Here is a 15,210-nt window from a genome sequence, read left to right as displayed (position 1 = left end):
GGCGCCGCGGACGCGGAAAGCCGGTTCGGGGACGAACCACTACACTGCGAGCATCATGTGGTGCCCAAGCGTTTCACTGTCCCTGTGGGCCAATGCGTGGCTCGCCGGCCAAGCCGCGCCCGATGACGTCCTCGACGCGTTATCCGCCTGGGCGCCAACACATTCGGTGACCGCCTACGATTCCGTCGCGGCCGGCCATACCGGCCTGCCCTGGCCGGATGTGGACGACGCCGGCGCGGTGTCGTTGCTGCAGACGTTGCGCACCGTGGCCGGCCGCTCGACCGGTGACCGACCGCCGGCGATCAGCGTTGCACTGCCGGTACCCGGCGACGTGCGCGGCCTGGCGGCGGGTACCCAGTTCCAGCGGGACGCACTGAGTGCCGGCGAGGCGATCATCGTGACCAGTCCGGCCGGGGACACCATCGGCCTGGTCCCCGATTTCGAGTACGACGACACCGACGACGAACTGCCCGACGGCGACCGGGTGCCGGAACTGTGCGCGCTGTCGTGGACGGTGTACTCGCTGCCCGCCGCCCCGGTGCCGGATCACCTCGACCTCGGCGAGGCGGAGTACACGCTGCGGTCGGCGGTCCGCTCAGCGGCCGAGGCGCTGGGCGCCTTGCAGCTCGGGGCCGCGGGCGGGGTGGACGATCCGCGCGGGCTCGTCGAGCAGATCCTGGAATCCGGCCGGCATCACCGCGCGCCCGATCACGCTCCGACCAGGGCGCTTCGGGTGCTGGAGAACGCCGCCCATGTCGATGCGATCATCTCGGTCAGCTCGGGGTTGATGCCGATCGGCACGCAGAGCGCCTCGGAGGCGCAGATCGCCAACGACGCGCTGCGGCCGCTGGCCTCTGTGGTCCGCTCGGCCCGGCTCGCCGCGGTCAGCGCGATCCTGCACTCGGCCTGGCACTAGCGCCCGCCGCACACTGCGGCGTGCAGAACCGGCCGTCGACGCTGGCCCCGTAACCCGGAACGGGCTGGGACCCAACCACTCTCGACGGCTCCCGGCCGTCGCGCACCTCGTCGAGGAGGTCGAGCACCAACCGGGCGAAGCGGGGCTGGGCATTGGGTGTCGTCGCCCGCGCCAGCGCGATTCCCAAATCGTCGGCCTGTTCCCGCAATTCGTTGTCCAAGTCCCACACCACTTCGATGTGGTCGGCGACGAACCCCACCGGACAGATCAGCACCGCGGTGGTGCCCGATTCGGCCAGCGCGCAGAGATGGTCCCCGACATCGGGTTCCAGCCACGGCACCTGGGGTGGACCGGACCGGGACTGCCACACCACGTCGTAGTCGGCGTAGCCGGCGGCCGCCGCCACCAGCGCGGCGGTGTAATGCACCTGGCGGGCATACAGATCCGGCCCGCACCGGTCGGCGGCGCGCAGGGGTATCGAATGCGCGGTAAACACCAGCCGGGCGTCGGGGCGCACCGAGTCGGGCAGTGTCGCAGCGGCATCGGCGATCGCGTCGGCGAACATCGCCACCAGCAGCGGATGGTCGAAGTACTGGCGCAGCTTGACCAGTTCCGGCGCACCGTCGCCGACCGCGGCACGAGCGCGGACGATGTCCTCCTGGTACTGGGCGCATCCGGAGTAGCCACCCCACGCGGAGGTGGCGAACACCGCGGCACGCCGGACACCGTCGGACGTCATCGCGGCGACGGTGTCTTCGACCATCGGGTGCCAGTTGCGGTTGCCGAAGTACACCGGCAGCTGCTCACCGCGCTCGGCGAGCTCGGCGCGGATCGCCTCGATCAGCGCGCGGTTGATGCCGTTGATCGGCGAGACACCACCGAAGTGCAGGTAGTGCTCGGCGACGGCGGCCAGCCGCTCGGGCGGGATACCCCGGCCGCGAGTCACGTTCTCCAGGAACGGCATCACCTGTTCGGGGCCCTCCGGGCCGCCGAACGACAGCACGAGCAGCGCGTCAAACGCCGGCGCGGACATCGGCCTAGAGCAGCTGGGTGCTGGCGCCACCGTCGGCGAAGATGATGCCGCCGGTGGTGGCGGGCAGCCAGTCCGAGAGCAGGGCGCACACCGTCTTGGCGACCGGCGTCGGGTCCTTCATGTTCCAGCCCAGCGGGGCACGCTGATCCCAGCCCTCTTCGAGCAGCTTCATCTGTGCGCCGGCCTCTTCACCCAGCGCACCGCCGACGATCGCACTCATCGCCAGGGTCCGGATCGGGCCCGCGGCAACCAGATTGGACCGCACCCCGACCTTGCCGGCTTCGCGCGCAACGAACCGGTTGACCGACTCCAGCGCGCTCTTGGCGACCGTCATCCAGTTGTAGGCCGGCATCGCCCGGGTGGGGTCGAAGTCCATGCCGACGATGCCGCCGCCGGGATTCATCACCGGCAGCACGGCCTTGGCCAGGGAGGCATAGGAATACGCCGAGATGTGGATGCCCTTGGCGACATCCTCGTACGGGGCGTCGAAGAACGGGTTGATGCCCATCCCGGTCTGCGGCATGAAGCCGATGGAGTGCACCACGCCGTCGAGCTTGTTGCCCTCGCCGATCTCGGCGGTGATCCGGTCGGCCAGCGTCGACAGGTGCTCCTCATTCTGCACGTCGAGTTCGATCAGCGGCGCCGGGTTGGGCAGCCGGTCGGCGATCCGGCGGATCAGTTTCATCCGGTCGAAGCCGGTGAGCACCAGCTCTGCGCCGGCCTCCTGTGCGACCTTGGCGATGTAGAACGCGATCGAGCTGTCGGTGATGATTCCCGTGACGAGGATGCGCTTGCCTTGCAAAAGAGTCATGTGAAGCCCTTCAGTTCGTGTCTCTTCGTACCGACTCAGTGGCCCATGCCCATACCGCCGTCGACCGGGATCACCGCACCGGCGATGTAACTGGCGTCCTCGGATGCCAGGAAGCTGACCGCCCCGGCGACCTCCTGCGCCGTCCCGACCCGTTTGGCCGGGATGAAGTCCAACGCACCCTCCTGGATGCGCTCGTCGAGCGCACGGGTCATCTCGGTGTCGATGTAGCCGGGTGCGACGACGTTGGCGGTGACGCCGGCCTTGGACAGTTCGCGCGAGATCGAGCGGGCCATGCCGATCAGGCCGGCCTTGGCGGCCGCATAGTTCGCCTGGTTGCCGATGCCCCACATCCCCGACACCGAGCCGATGAAGATGATCCGGCCGAAACGCTTGCGCTGCATGCTGCGTGACGCACGCTGGGCCACCCGGAACGCCCCGGTGAGGTTGGCGTCGATCACGTCGGTGAACCGGTCTTCGGTCATCCGGATCAGGAAGGCGTCCTTGGAGATGCCTGCGTTGGACACCAGCACCTCGACAGGGCCCTGATGTTCCTCGACCTCGGTGAACGCGCGGTCCACCGCCGCACTGTCGGTGACGTCGCACTCCACCCCGAACAGTCCTTCGGGTGCGCCGGAACCGCGATGGGTGACCGCGACCTTGTGGCCGTCGGCGGCCAGTCGCTGCGCGATCGCCAGGCCGATGCCCCGGTTTCCACCGGTGACGAGCACCGAACGGGAGACGAATGCGGGTTTTGCTCCCACAGCGTTGTCGGTCATGGGAGTCAACTTAGTGCCTCGGCTCGCTTTCCTTGAAATTGGCGACGCGCCGAAAACGCGTGGTGTCAGCCCGGCAGACGGCGGTTGATCAGCAACGCGGACAGGGCGGCGACGGCCAGCACCAGCGCCCCGAGCCGCAGCCAGCCGGTGGAGGCCTCACCCCGGATGGTCTCGTAGCCGATCTGGTCCTGCAGCGAGGTGAAGACCTCTTTGAGCTGCTGCAGGCTCGACGCGGTGTAGGCGTTGCCGCCGGAGAGCTCGGCGATCTTCTTGAGCATGTCGTCGTCCACCGGAACCGGCTGGCGCTGGTCGTTGATCTCGACATAGCCGTACGGGGTACCGAACGACACCGTGGAGATCGGCACACCCTGATCCTTGGCCGTGCGGGCGGCGGTGAACGCACCCTTGGGGTTGTCCGGGTTGGACGGCACGGTCTCCTTGCCGTCCGACATCAGCACGATGCGGGCCGGCGGCGGGGTGTCACCACCACCGATCACCGCGCCGACCGTCGCGATGGCCTGCAGCGAGGTGAAGATCGCCTCGCCGGTGGCGGTGCGGTCGGCCAGTTGCAGCTTGTCGATCGCCTGTTTGGTGGCCTCGCGGTTGGTCGTCGGCGACACCAGAACGGTGGCCGTGCCGGCATAGGCGATCAGCCCCAGGTTGATGCCCGGGGTGAGCTGATCGGCGAACTGCTTGGCGGCTTCCTGCGCGGCGGCCAGCCGGCTGGGCTCGACGTCGGTGGCGCGCATCGACTGCGAGACGTCGATGGTCAGCATCACCACCGCGCGGTTGCGCGGGATGCGCACATCGTGGGTGGGCCCGGCCATCGCGATGGTCAGCAGTACCAGCGAGGCGATCAACAGGATCGCGGGCAGGTGCCGCCATGTGTTGGGGCGTTTGGGCGCAACGCTTTCCAGCAGTTCCATGTTGGCGAAGCGCAGGAAACGCTTCTGCCGGGCGTACTGCACCACGACGTAGAGCCCGACCAGTCCCGCGATGACGAGCAGGAACAGGAAGAACCACGGGTGTTCGAACCCGGACAGCGTCATCGGCCCGAGCAACGGCAAGGTCATTGGCTACCTGCCAGGGCGCCGCGCCGGCGGGAGGCGACGAACCGCACGATGTCGGCGATCCAGTCGCGGTCGGTGCGCAGCGTCATCAGCGGTGCGCCGCAGCGGCGCAGGGTGCGCGCCACCTCTTCGCGGTGCACCGCGGCGGCGCGGGCGAAATCGTCGCGCAACTGCTCGTCGATGGTGAATTCGCGGGTGGCGCCGGACTCGGTGTCCTGCAGGATCACGTCGCCGACCGGCGGCAGTTCGACGTCGCGCGGGTCGAGCACCTCGATGCCGAGCACCTCGTGGCGGGCGGCGATGGCGCGCAGCGGCCGCATCCAGTTGATCGGGCCCAGGAAGTCACTGATCACCACCGCCATCCCGCGGCGACGTTCGGGCCTGCGCAGGGCGTCGATCGCGGCGGCCAGGTCACCCCGAACCCCCAGTGGCGCGCGCGGCGCCGTGGCGATCGCTCGCAGCAGGCTCTGCTCGTGCTGGCGTCCGGAGCGGGCCGGTACCCGCACGATCGAGTCGCCGTTGGCGACCAACGCGCCGATGCGGTTGCCGCCGCCGCTGTTGAGATAGGTGATGGCGGCCGCCGCGGCGACGGCCAGGTCGCGCTTCTCGCAGCCGGTGGTGCCGAAGTCCAGGCTGGCCGACATGTCGACCACCAGCCACGTCTCCAACTCGCGGTCGGCGATCATCTGCCGCACGTGCGGGTGGGTGGTGCGGGCGGTGACCGACCAGTCCATCCGGCGTACGTCGTCACCGGGCTGGTAGAGCCGCGACTCCCCCGGCTCCGAGCCCGGGCCGGGGATCAGGCCGAGGTGGTTGCCGTGCAGCACCCCGTCGAGCTTGCGCTTGACCGTGAGCTCGAGGGTGCGCAGTGCGGCCGAGAGCTTGGCGTCACCGATCTCACCGCGCTGGAACGACGGCGGGTGGATGGTTTCCGATTCGCTCACCGACCGTTGGCACCCGCCCCGGCGGGAACCCCCGGAGGCGCCGAATGTCCTTGCTGCGGAACGGCGTTCACCTGAGGCAGCGCAACGGTCTGCAGGATCCGGTTGATCACGGTCTCGGCCTTGACGTCGTCGGCCAGCGCGTCGTAGGTCAGCACCAGGCGGTGGCGCAGCACGTCGGGGATCACGTCGATGACGTCCTGCGGGATCACGTAGTCGCGGCCGCGCACCAGCGCGAGCGCGCGGGCGGCGGCGATGATGCCCAGCGACGCGCGCGGCGAGGCGCCGAACGCCACCCAGGACTTGACGTCGTTCATGCCGAACTGCTCGGGCCGCCGGGTCGCGGTGACGACGCGCACCACGTAGTCCACCAGCGCGTGGTGGACGAAGTTGTTCGCGGCGACCTCCTGCAGCCGCTGCAGATCACCGGTGTTGAGGATCTGCTTGGGCTCCGGCGGGGCGACCCCCATCCGGTAGATGATCTCGCGTTCTTCCTCCGGCGAGGGATAGTCCACGTTGATCTTGAACAGGAAGCGGTCCCGCTGCGCTTCGGGCAGCGGGTAGACGCCCTCGTTCTCGATCGGGTTCTGGGTGGCCATCACCAGGAACGGCTTGGGCAGCGGGTAGTCCTTGCCGCCGATGGAGATCTTGCGCTCGGCCATGACCTCCAGCAGCGCCGACTGCACCTTTGCCGGAGCGCGGTTGATCTCGTCGGCCAGCAGGAAGTTGCACATGACAGGGCCGAACTCGGTGTCGAATTCCTCGCGGCCCTGGCGGTAGATGCGGGTACCGATGATGTCGGTGGGCACCAGGTCGGGGGTGAACTGGATGCGGGCGAAGGTGCCGCCGACCACCTTCGCGAAGGTCTCGACCGCCAGCGTCTTGGCGACACCGGGGACACCTTCGAGCAGCACGTGCCCCTTGGCCAGCAGCCCGACCAGGATGCGCTCGACGAGCTGGTCCTGGCCCACGATGATGCGCTTGACCTCGAAGATCGCCCGTTCCAGGGTGTGCACCTCGCCGGCCAGACCGTTACCGCCGGACGGCGGCGCGGCCGGTGCTCCGGTCGGCCCGGCAAACCCTCCGGGGCCTGCGGGCGACCCACCTGGTGACGTCATCGACTTCCTCCACAGCTGTTGGTTTCCTCGGGCACCTCGGCACCCGCACACAACTATTCCAGGCGTTCTGAGATCCGTCGACGTGCCCCGTTCGCTGGCGCGTCGGGCAACGGGGTTGGCCGGGCCGCGCTCAGGTCTCGATGATGCGCGTCAGGTACGGCGTCATGCCCGCGGTGCGGACCGGGCTGACGGTGACCTGACCGGCCGCCGACGAAGCCTCCAGCATCTGGCCGTTGCCCAGATAGAGCGCGACGTGCTGGGTGCCGTTCGGTCCGTAGAAGATCAGGTCGCCGCGCTTTGCCTGTGACGGCGGGATGTGCCGGCCCGCGTTGTACTGGTCGCCGGAGTACTTGGGGATCTGCACCCCCACCCCGGCGAAGGCGTAGCGGGTGAAGCCCGAGCAGTCGTAGCCGACCTTGCCGGCGTCCTCTTCCACCCCGGCGCTGGGGCCGTTGATCGCGCCGCCGCCCCACGAGTAGGGCACGCCGCGCTGGGAGGCGCCGCGGGCGATCACGTATTCGATGGCCTGCGGGCCCCGGACCCGGCCACCGGGCAGCGCCGAGGGCGAGCCGCCGATGCCGAGCCCGGCCAGGAACCTGCGGCCCAGGTCCATGGTGGCCTGGGCAGCCTGCTGGGTGACCTGCAGCGAGGCGTTGGCCACGGCCAGCGGATCGCCGGGGGCGCCGGCACTGAGGATCTTGGGCAGCGTCGGGTCCCACTCGCCCGGATCGGCATTCGCCGGGGCGGCAATGCCCAGCCCCAGAGTCAGTGCCGTCAGGATCGTCCCGACGAACAGCCGCCGAGAACTGGTGCGAGACATAGGGAAAACTCCTGTACAGCTGAAAGTCAGTATTCGATGTAGCGGACGACGAACGGTGTCATGCCGCTGGTGCGTACCGGCGAGATCTTCACGTTGGAGCCGGTGTAGGGAGCTTCGAGCATTTGGCCCTGGCCCAGGTAGAGCGTCACGTGCTGGCTGCCGCCGGGGCCGTAGAAGATCACGTCACCGCGGCGCATCTGCGACGACGGGATCTTGCGGCCCATGTTGTACTGCGACCCCGAGTAGTGCGGCAGCTTGATGCCGACACCGGCGAACGCATAGAGGATCAGCCCGGAGCAGTCGAAGCCGACGGTGCCTGCGCCGCTGTCGATTCCGTTGCTGGGGCCGGTGGCGGTCCCGCCGCCCCACGAGTACGGCACGCCCATCTGGGACATGGCTCGTTTGATCACGTACTCGGAGGCCTGCGCGCCGTACACGTAGGGAATCGCACCGTTGGTGATGCCGGTGTCGTCGGGCTTGAGGATGCCCAGCTTCTGCAGGAAGGTCTTGCCCATCTGCTTGGTCGCGTTCAGCGAGGACGACGAGATCTGCAACACCGCGTTGATGATCTGGATCGGATCGCCGGAGACGAACGCGCTGGGCACCATCGGCAGGGTGGTGTCCCATTCCGAGGCGCTGCCGTACGGCGGGACGACGCCGGCGTTGGGCGCTTTGGGTGAACCAGGCGCGGCCGGATCCCAGCGATCCCCCGGGGTCGCCGGGCCGGTCGCGGCCGACTGGGGCACCGCGGCAGGCGAATCCGCCGGCGTCGACCGCTGAACCGAGAGGCGGGCGGCGTCGAGCTTCTCCTGGGCGGCCTTGCGTTCGGCGGCCAGCCGGTTGATCTCGGCCTGCTGATCGGCGAACGTCTTCTGTGCGGCGGTGAGCGCGCTGACCGCGGACTGCTGGCTGGCTTCGGCGTCGACGACGGCCTGGTCGGCCTTCTCCTTGGCCAGCCGGGCCGCGGACTCCTTGTTGACCTGCTCGGTGCGGGCGCGCTGCAGGTCGGTCATCACCTGCTGGGAGCTGACGGCCAGGGTCTGCCCCGCCGACGTGCTGGCGATGATGTCTTCGGGGTTGGTGGCCATCACCAGTGCGGCCGAGGGCCCGTTGATGTAGGTCGCCGCAGCGAAGGTGTCGAAACGCTTCTGGGCATCGGCGATGGCGGCGTTGGCGGCGGAGACCGCCTGCGCGCTCTCCTCGACCTGCGCACTGGCGGCGGTCGCCGCGTCGCGAGCGGTCTGCACGTCGACAATCGCCTTGTTGACACTCTCCTGCTCGGCCTGCACCTTGGCACCGATGTCCTGCAGCCGCTGGTTGGCGTCGGCGACGTCGGCGATCAGCCCGGCGATCGTGTTCGGGCCGCCGGCGGGCTCGGCCTGGGCCAGCCCCGGCACCGTCAGCGTCATGGCGACGGACAGGGCCAACGGGCACACCGGCTTGGCGATGCGGATGGCCGGCCGGAAAAGAGAGCCGCGATGGGAACGTCTCATTCGACTCTGGTCTCCTCTGCTCCACGTGCAGTCACGCCAGTAACAGATGTCACATGAGTCACATCATTAACAATGGCGACAGTTGCACCGTACGTCACATTTGTCGCAGAGGAAACTTCCGGCAAGAATTACATGTTTGTCATTTACGGGATGTTGCCGAAAAGTAATCTTATTGATTTGCCAGATAAGGCTATTTTGCCTGCTCAGCAGCGGTTGTGGCATTTTGCGAGCGGCGGGCTCGACGCTGCAGAACTCGGGTCAAAACAGCCGCCCCGGCCACCCCGATCACGAGCGTGATCGTTAATCCCATCCAGGGAAAGTCCGGGGTGTCCAACTGGTCGACAAATGCCTGTGTGCCGACCACGGGATTGGGCGCCGTCTTGGCCACATCCTGGCCCGCTTCCAGCGTGACGCGGTCATAGGTGGTGCTGTAGGTCCCGGCCCAGCCCGGGCTCAGCACCAAGACCGTGGCACCGGGATCGGTGCTGCCGATCTCGGTGGCGATATCGCGCAACGGGGTGTCGATGGCCGGGCTGTTCTCCAGCACGACGACCTTGAGGTCGATGCCCTTCTCGCGTGCGCCGGCCACCACCTGCCGCAGGCCGTCGGCGTCGGCGGCAGGCGCGGCGACACCGTCGGCGTCCACGTCGGCCTTGACCGCGGCCAGGCACTGCTCGACCGGGGTCGACGGGGCCAGCCCCACGCTGCTGCACACCTCCACGGGAATGTAGGTCGGCGCGTGCAGATTCGTCACGATCCGAAACCGTACCCCCGCGCGCGACCCCGGGGTGGCACCACGCGCCGAGGAAGACAAGACTGGCGGGAGTGCTTGGTGGCCGCGCCCGGTCACCGGTCCGCCTGCTTAGCAGGACAAGCGTACTGTTAGTATTCGAGCCGGATGCCGACACAGCCCGTCGGCACCGAATGACAACGCCGGGAGTTGATGTGAGCGATTCAGTGAATTCGTTTGGAGCGCGCGACAATCTGAAGGTCGGCGACAACAGCTACCAGATCTACCGCCTCGACGCGGTGCCCGGGACCGAGAAACTTCCCTACAGCCTCAAGGTGCTCGCCGAGAACCTGCTGCGCACCGAGGACGGTGCCAACATCACCAAGGAGCACATCGAAGCGATCGCCAACTGGGATCCCTCGGCCGAGCCGAGCATCGAGATCCAGTTCACGCCGGCGCGCGTGCTGATGCAGGACTTCACCGGCGTCCCCTGCATCGTCGACCTGGCCACCATGCGGGAGGCCGTCGCCGCGCTGGGCGGTGACCCGGACAAGGTCAACCCGCTCTCGCCCGCCGAGATGGTGATCGACCACTCGGTGATCCTGGACGTGTTCGGCACCGCCGACGCCTTCGAGCGCAACGTCGAACTCGAATACGAACGCAACGGCGAGCGCTACCAGTTCCTGCGCTGGGGTCAGGGCGCCTTCGACGACTTCAAGGTCGTCCCGCCCGGCACCGGCATCGTGCACCAGGTCAACATCGAGTACCTGGCCCGCGTGGTGATGACCCGCGATGGTGTCGCCTATCCGGACACCTGTGTGGGCACCGACAGCCACACCACCATGGAAAACGGCCTGGGCGTGCTCGGCTGGGGCGTCGGCGGTATCGAGGCCGAGGCCGCCATGCTGGGCCAGCCGGTGTCGATGCTCATCCCCCGTGTGGTCGGCTTCAAACTGACCGGCGAGATCAAGCCGGGCGTGACCGCGACCGACGTCGTGCTGACCGTGACCGACATGCTGCGCAAGCACGGCGTGGTGGGCAAGTTCGTCGAGTTCTACGGCGACGGGGTGGCCGAGGTGCCGCTGGCCAACCGCGCCACGCTGGGCAACATGAGCCCCGAGTTCGGTTCCACCGCAGCGATGTTCCCGATCGATGAGGAGACCATCAGCTATCTGCGGCTGACCGGGCGCACCGACGAGCAGCTGGCTCTGGTCGAGGCCTACGCCAAGGCGCAGGGCATGTGGCACGACCCGGCGAAGGAGCCCGTCTTCTCCGAGTACCTGGAACTGGATCTGTCCACCGTCGTGCCGTCGATCTCCGGCCCGAAGCGCCCGCAGGACCGCATCGAGCTGTCCGACGCGAAGAACGCGTTCCGCAAGGACATCCACAACTACGTCGAAGAGAACCATCCGGCACCGGAGACCAAGCTCGACGAGGCTGTCGAGGAGTCGTTCCCGGCCAGCGACCCGGTGTCGCTCTCGTTCGCCGACGACGGCGCGGTCGACGCCCGCCCGTCTGCGGCCAACGGGGCCGCGGGCCGGCCGAGCAAGCCGGTGACCGTCACATCTGCCGACCGCGGCGAATTCGTGCTCGACCACGGCGCTGTCGTGGTCGCCGGTATCACCTCGTGTACCAACACCTCCAACCCGTCGGTGATGCTCGGCGCCGCGCTGCTGGCCAAGAAGGCCGTGGAGAAGGGGCTGACCTCCAAGCCGTGGGTCAAGACCAACATGGCGCCCGGTTCCCAGGTGGTCACCGACTACTACAACAAGGCGGGCCTGTGGCCCTACCTGGAGAAGCTGGGCTACTACCTGGGCGGCTACGGCTGCACCACGTGCATCGGCAACACCGGGCCGCTGCCCGACGAGATCAGCAAGGCCATCAACGACAACGATCTGTCGGTCACCGCGGTGCTCTCGGGCAACCGCAACTTCGAAGGCCGCATCTCCCCCGACGTCAAGATGAACTACCTGGCGTCCCCGCCGCTGGTGATCGCCTACGGCATCGCGGGCACCATGGACTTCGACTTCGAGACCGATCCGCTGGGCCAGGACACCGACGGCAACGACGTCTATTTGAAGGACATCTGGCCCACGACTGCCGAGATCCAAGAGACCATCGCGTCCTCGATCAGCCGGGATATGTTCACCGCCAGCTACGCCGACGTCTTCAAAGGTGACGAGCGCTGGCGGTCGTTGCCCACCCCGGAGGGCAGCACCTTCGAATGGGACGAAGCCTCGACCTACGTCCGCAAGGCGCCGTACTTCGACGGCATGCCCGCCGAGCCGGAACCGGTCAAGGACATCACCGGCGCCAGGGTTCTTGCGCTGCTGGGCGATTCGGTGACCACCGACCACATCTCGCCGGCCGGCAGCATCAAGAAGGGCACGCCGGCCGCCCAGTACCTCGAAGCCAACGGCGTCGAGCCCAAGGACTTCAACTCGCTGGGGTCGCGCCGCGGCAACCACGAGGTGATGATCCGCGGGACGTTCGCCAACATCCGCCTGAAGAACCAGCTGCTCGACGACGTCTCCGGTGGCTACACCCGCGACTTCACCCAGGACGGCGGACCGCAAGCGTTCATCTACGACGCCTCGCAGAATTACCAGGCCGCCGGCATTCCCCTGGTTGTGTTGGGCGGCAAGGAATACGGATCGGGCTCGTCGCGGGACTGGGCAGCAAAGGGCACCACGCTGCTGGGTGTGCGCGCGGTGATCACCGAGTCCTTCGAGCGCATCCACCGGTCCAACCTGATCGGCATGGGCGTGATCCCGCTGCAGTTCCCGGCGGGCGAATCCGCGGCCAGCCTCAAGCTGGACGGCACCGAGGTGTTCGACATCACCGGCATCGAGGAGCTGAACAACGGCAAGACGCCGAAGACCGTTCACGTCAAGGCCACGAAAGAGGACGGCAGCGCCGTCGAATTCGACGCCGTGGTGCGCATCGACACGCCCGGCGAGGCCGACTACTACCGCAACGGCGGCATCCTGCAGTACGTGCTCCGCAACATGCTGACGTCCGGCTAGCCGGACGTGCCCCGGGTCAGCGAGGACCATCTGGCGGCCCGCCGCCGCCAGATCCTCGACGGCGCACGGCGCTGCTTTGCCGAGTACGGCTACGACAAAGCAACCGTGCGCCGCCTGGAGCAGACCATCGGTCTGTCTCGTGGTGCGATCTTTCACCACTTCCGCGACAAGGACACCCTGTTCTTCGCGCTGGCACGCGAAGACGCCGCCCGGATGGCGGAGGTCGCCTCGAGCCAGGGTCTCATCCAGGTGATGCGGGACATGCTGGCCGCACCCGATCAATTCGATTGGCTGGCAACCCGATTGGAGATCGCCCGCAAGCTGCGCAATGACCCGGTGTTCCAGCGCGGCTGGGCGGAGCGCTCAGCCGAACTGTCGGCGGCCACCAGCGACCGGCTACGCAGGCAGAAGCAGGCCGGCCGGTTGCGCGAGGACGTGGCGCCCGACGTGCTGCAGTGCTATCTGGACCTGGTGCTCGACGGACTGGTGGCGCGGCTGGCGGCCGGTGAAGACCCCCAGCGCCTGTCCGCCGTGCTGGATCTGGTGGAAGATTCGGTGCGCGCTACCGACGCGTGACGTGGTTGGGCCCGCCGCGACTGCGCATCGTGGTCCCCGACTCGCGCAACAACGCGTGGATCGAGCCGTACGAGCGGCCGGTCGAGGCCACCAGGGTACGGATACTCGCGCCCCCCTCGTACGCGTTGCGCAGGCTGTCCAACAACTGATCTCGGGCTTCGTTCGGCTTCCTCATGATCACCCTCCCCGGTCGATCGGCGCCAATAGCCCACAGCGTAGGAGCGCATCTGCGCGGCGTGGCCGAAATGACCGAAATGGTGCGGGCTCAGGCGAGCTCGATGAGGTCCCGATATTCGTCGGACCAGAAATCCTCGGTGCCGTCCGGAAGCAGGACCACCCGCTGCGGGTCGAGCGCCTCGGCGGCGCCGGGGTCGTGGGTGACCAGCACGACCGCGCCGGTGTAGCTGCGCAGCGCGTCGAGAACCTGCTCGCGCGAGGCGGGATCGAGGTTGTTGGTCGGCTCGTCGAGCAGCAGCACGTTGGCCGTCGAGGCCACCAGGCCGGCCAGGGCCAAACGGGTCTTCTCACCGCCGGACAGGGTGCCGGCCGGCTGCTCGAGTTGCGCACCGCTGAACATGAACGCGCCGAGCAGCCCGCGCAGGTCCTGTTCGCCGGTGTCGGGGGCGGCGTGACGGATGTTCTCCCACACGGTCGCGTTGTTGTCGAGCGTGTCGTGTTCCTGTGCGAAATAACCGATCTTGAGCCCGTGCCCGGGTTCCAGGCCGCCGGAGTCCGGAGTCTCGGTGCCGGCGATCAGCCGCAGCAGCGTGGTCTTACCCGCGCCGTTGAGGCCCAGCACCACCACGCGCGAGCCACGGTCGATCGCCAGGTCGACTCCGGTGAACACCTCGAGTGAGCCGTAATTCTTGGTCAGGCCCTTGACCACCAGCGGTGTCTTGCCGCACGGCGCCGGCGTCGGGAACTTGATCCTGGCCACCTTGTCGGCCACCCGCTCGGCATCCAACTCGGCCATCATCCGCTCGGCGCGGCGCAACATGTTCTGGGCGGCAACGGCTTTGGTGGCCTTGGCGCCCATCTTGGCGGCCTGGGTGCGCAGCGCACTAGCCTTCTTCTCGGCGTTGGCCCGTTCCCGGCGCCTGCGCTGCTCGTCGGTGGCGCGGGCGTCGAGGTACTTCTGCCAGCCCATGTTGTAGACGTCGGCCTCGCCGCGCACGGCGTCGAGGAACCACACCCGGTTGACCACGTCGGCGAGCAGGTCGACGTCGTGGCTGATCACGACGAGCCCGCCGCTGTGGTTCTGCAGAAACCCGCGTAGCCAGCCGATCGAGTCGGCGTCGAGGTGGTTGGTGGGCTCGTCGAGTAGCAGTGTGGTGGCCGAACCGGAGCCGGTATCACTGGCGGCGAACAGGATCCGGGCCAGTTCGACGCGCCTGCGCTGGCCGCCGGACAGGGTACGCAGCGGCTGGGTGAGAACCCGCTCGGGCAGACCCAGGCTCGCGCAGATGCGGCCGGCTTCGCTCTCGGCGGCGTATCCGCCGAGCGCGGCGAAGCGTTCCTCGAGCTGGCCGTAGCGCCGCACCGCCTTGTCGCGGGCGGCCTCGTCGACCACCTCGGCCATCAGCACCTGCTGCTTCTCCAGGTCGGCCAGCAGGGTGTCCAGGCCACGCGCCGAGAGGACCCGGTCGCGGGCCAGCACGTCGAGGTCGCCCTCCCGGGGATCCTGCGGCAGATACCCGATGTCGCCGCTGCGCACGATGGTGCCTGCGTACGGTTCGCCCTCCCCTGCCAGGATCCGCATCGTGGTGGTCTTGCCGGCGCCGTTGCGCCCGACCAGGCCGATGCGGTCACCCGGCTGCACCCGCAGCGCGGGGCCTTCGGCGAGCAGCAGCGTGCGCGCCCCGGCGCGGACCTCGAGGTCCGTTGCGGTGATCACGGGTGC

General features: G+C 68.2%; 14 protein-coding genes. 3 read left to right on the top strand and 11 right to left on the bottom strand.

Annotation, left to right across the window (positions count from 1 at the left end):
* The first annotated feature begins 55 nt into the window (after positions 1 to 55).
* Complete coding sequence (locus MSZK_RS26060; protein ID WP_099251423.1) at positions 56 to 916, top strand: hypothetical protein; 861 nt, start codon at positions 56 to 58, stop codon at positions 914 to 916.
* On the opposite strand, the gene MSZK_RS26055 is transcribed toward MSZK_RS26060, so the two are convergent.
* From MSZK_RS26055 to MSZK_RS26015, 9 genes are all read right to left on the bottom strand, one after another.
* Positions 885 to 1,949, bottom strand: coding sequence for a ferrochelatase (locus tag MSZK_RS26055; protein WP_099251422.1), 1,065 nt, complete (start codon positions 1,947 to 1,949; stop codon positions 885 to 887). The two genes, MSZK_RS26060 and MSZK_RS26055, sit on opposite strands and share 32 nt — an antisense overlap.
* Before the next feature lie 4 nt (positions 1,950 to 1,953).
* Positions 1,954 to 2,760, bottom strand: coding sequence for an NADH-dependent enoyl-ACP reductase InhA (gene inhA / locus MSZK_RS26050; RefSeq protein ID WP_099251421.1), 807 nt, complete (start codon positions 2,758 to 2,760; stop codon positions 1,954 to 1,956).
* Between the two features lie 35 nt (positions 2,761 to 2,795).
* A complete protein-coding gene (gene fabG1 / locus MSZK_RS26045; protein WP_099251420.1) occupies positions 2,796 to 3,536 on the bottom strand; it encodes a 3-oxoacyl-ACP reductase FabG1 in 741 nt (246 codons plus the stop codon).
* Between the two features lie 65 nt (positions 3,537 to 3,601).
* A complete protein-coding gene (locus MSZK_RS26040) occupies positions 3,602 to 4,609 on the bottom strand; it encodes a VWA domain-containing protein (RefSeq protein WP_099251419.1) in 1,008 nt (335 codons plus the stop codon).
* Positions 4,606 to 5,550 carry a DUF58 domain-containing protein gene (locus MSZK_RS26035; protein ID WP_099251418.1) on the bottom strand — a complete coding sequence of 315 codons (945 nt, stop codon included), beginning with the start codon at positions 5,548 to 5,550 and terminating at the stop codon, positions 4,606 to 4,608. The genes MSZK_RS26040 and MSZK_RS26035 overlap by 4 nt, the downstream gene beginning before the upstream one ends.
* Entirely contained in the window at positions 5,547 to 6,665 is a 1,119-nt protein-coding gene (locus MSZK_RS26030; protein ID WP_099251417.1) for a MoxR family ATPase, read from the bottom strand. Before MSZK_RS26030 ends, MSZK_RS26035 begins: the two co-directional genes overlap by 4 nt.
* Before the next feature lie 130 nt (positions 6,666 to 6,795).
* Complete coding sequence (ripB, locus tag MSZK_RS26025) at positions 6,796 to 7,485, bottom strand: NlpC/P60 family peptidoglycan endopeptidase RipB (protein WP_099251416.1); 690 nt, start codon at positions 7,483 to 7,485, stop codon at positions 6,796 to 6,798.
* A gap of 26 nt (positions 7,486 to 7,511) precedes the next feature.
* Positions 7,512 to 8,978, bottom strand: coding sequence for an NlpC/P60 family peptidoglycan endopeptidase RipA (gene ripA / locus MSZK_RS26020; protein WP_099251415.1), 1,467 nt, complete (start codon positions 8,976 to 8,978; stop codon positions 7,512 to 7,514).
* A gap of 190 nt (positions 8,979 to 9,168) precedes the next feature.
* Positions 9,169 to 9,732: a DUF6676 family protein gene (locus MSZK_RS26015; RefSeq protein ID WP_099251414.1), complete on the bottom strand. Its 564-nt coding sequence runs from the start codon at positions 9,730 to 9,732 to the stop codon at positions 9,169 to 9,171.
* Positions 9,733 to 9,902: 170 nt separating this feature from the next.
* Between MSZK_RS26015 and MSZK_RS26010 the strand changes: the two genes are divergently transcribed.
* Positions 9,903 to 12,734, top strand: a complete 2,832-nt coding sequence (locus MSZK_RS26010) for an aconitate hydratase (protein WP_099251413.1) — start codon at positions 9,903 to 9,905, stop codon at positions 12,732 to 12,734.
* 6 nt (positions 12,735 to 12,740) lie between these two features.
* The gene (locus MSZK_RS26005) at positions 12,741 to 13,310 is read left to right on the top strand and encodes a TetR/AcrR family transcriptional regulator (RefSeq protein WP_099251412.1); all 570 of its coding nucleotides are present in this window, start codon (positions 12,741 to 12,743) and stop codon (positions 13,308 to 13,310) included.
* On the opposite strand, the gene MSZK_RS26000 is transcribed toward MSZK_RS26005, so the two are convergent.
* Both MSZK_RS26000 and MSZK_RS25995 read right to left on the bottom strand, forming a co-directional pair.
* The gene (locus tag MSZK_RS26000; RefSeq protein ID WP_099251509.1) at positions 13,297 to 13,485 is read right to left on the bottom strand and encodes a helix-turn-helix domain-containing protein; all 189 of its coding nucleotides are present in this window, start codon (positions 13,483 to 13,485) and stop codon (positions 13,297 to 13,299) included. The genes MSZK_RS26005 and MSZK_RS26000 overlap by 14 nt on opposite strands.
* 90 nt (positions 13,486 to 13,575) lie before the next feature.
* Positions 13,576 to 15,204: an ABC-F family ATP-binding cassette domain-containing protein gene (locus MSZK_RS25995; protein WP_099251411.1), complete on the bottom strand. Its 1,629-nt coding sequence runs from the start codon at positions 15,202 to 15,204 to the stop codon at positions 13,576 to 13,578.
* Positions 15,205 to 15,210 lie beyond the last annotated feature (6 nt).

This window comes from Mycobacterium sp. shizuoka-1 (genome assembly GCF_002723835.1).
In the GTDB taxonomy this organism is placed as follows: domain Bacteria; phylum Actinomycetota; class Actinomycetes; order Mycobacteriales; family Mycobacteriaceae; genus Mycobacterium.
This window is presented reverse-complemented; position numbering and strand designations above follow the sequence as displayed.

Excerpts from the sequence above, each read along its gene's own strand:
- MSZK_RS26060 (WP_099251423.1), top strand. The coding sequence starts at position 56 with ATGTGGTGCCCAAGCGTTTCACTGTCCCTGTGGGCCAATGCGTGGCTC.
- MSZK_RS26055 (WP_099251422.1), bottom strand. The coding sequence starts at position 1,949 with ATGTCCGCGCCGGCGTTTGACGCGCTGCTCGTGCTGTCGTTCGGCGGC.
- inhA (WP_099251421.1), bottom strand. The coding sequence starts at position 2,760 with ATGACTCTTTTGCAAGGCAAGCGCATCCTCGTCACGGGAATCATCACC.
- fabG1 (WP_099251420.1), bottom strand. The coding sequence starts at position 3,536 with ATGACCGACAACGCTGTGGGAGCAAAACCCGCATTCGTCTCCCGTTCG.
- MSZK_RS26040 (WP_099251419.1), bottom strand. The coding sequence starts at position 4,609 with ATGACCTTGCCGTTGCTCGGGCCGATGACGCTGTCCGGGTTCGAACAC.
- MSZK_RS26030 (WP_099251417.1), bottom strand. The coding sequence starts at position 6,665 with ATGACGTCACCAGGTGGGTCGCCCGCAGGCCCCGGAGGGTTTGCCGGG.
- ripB (WP_099251416.1), bottom strand. The coding sequence starts at position 7,485 with ATGTCTCGCACCAGTTCTCGGCGGCTGTTCGTCGGGACGATCCTGACG.
- ripA (WP_099251415.1), bottom strand. The coding sequence starts at position 8,978 with ATGAGACGTTCCCATCGCGGCTCTCTTTTCCGGCCGGCCATCCGCATC.
- MSZK_RS26010 (WP_099251413.1), top strand. The coding sequence starts at position 9,903 with ATGACAACGCCGGGAGTTGATGTGAGCGATTCAGTGAATTCGTTTGGA.
- MSZK_RS26000 (WP_099251509.1), bottom strand. The coding sequence starts at position 13,485 with ATGAGGAAGCCGAACGAAGCCCGAGATCAGTTGTTGGACAGCCTGCGC.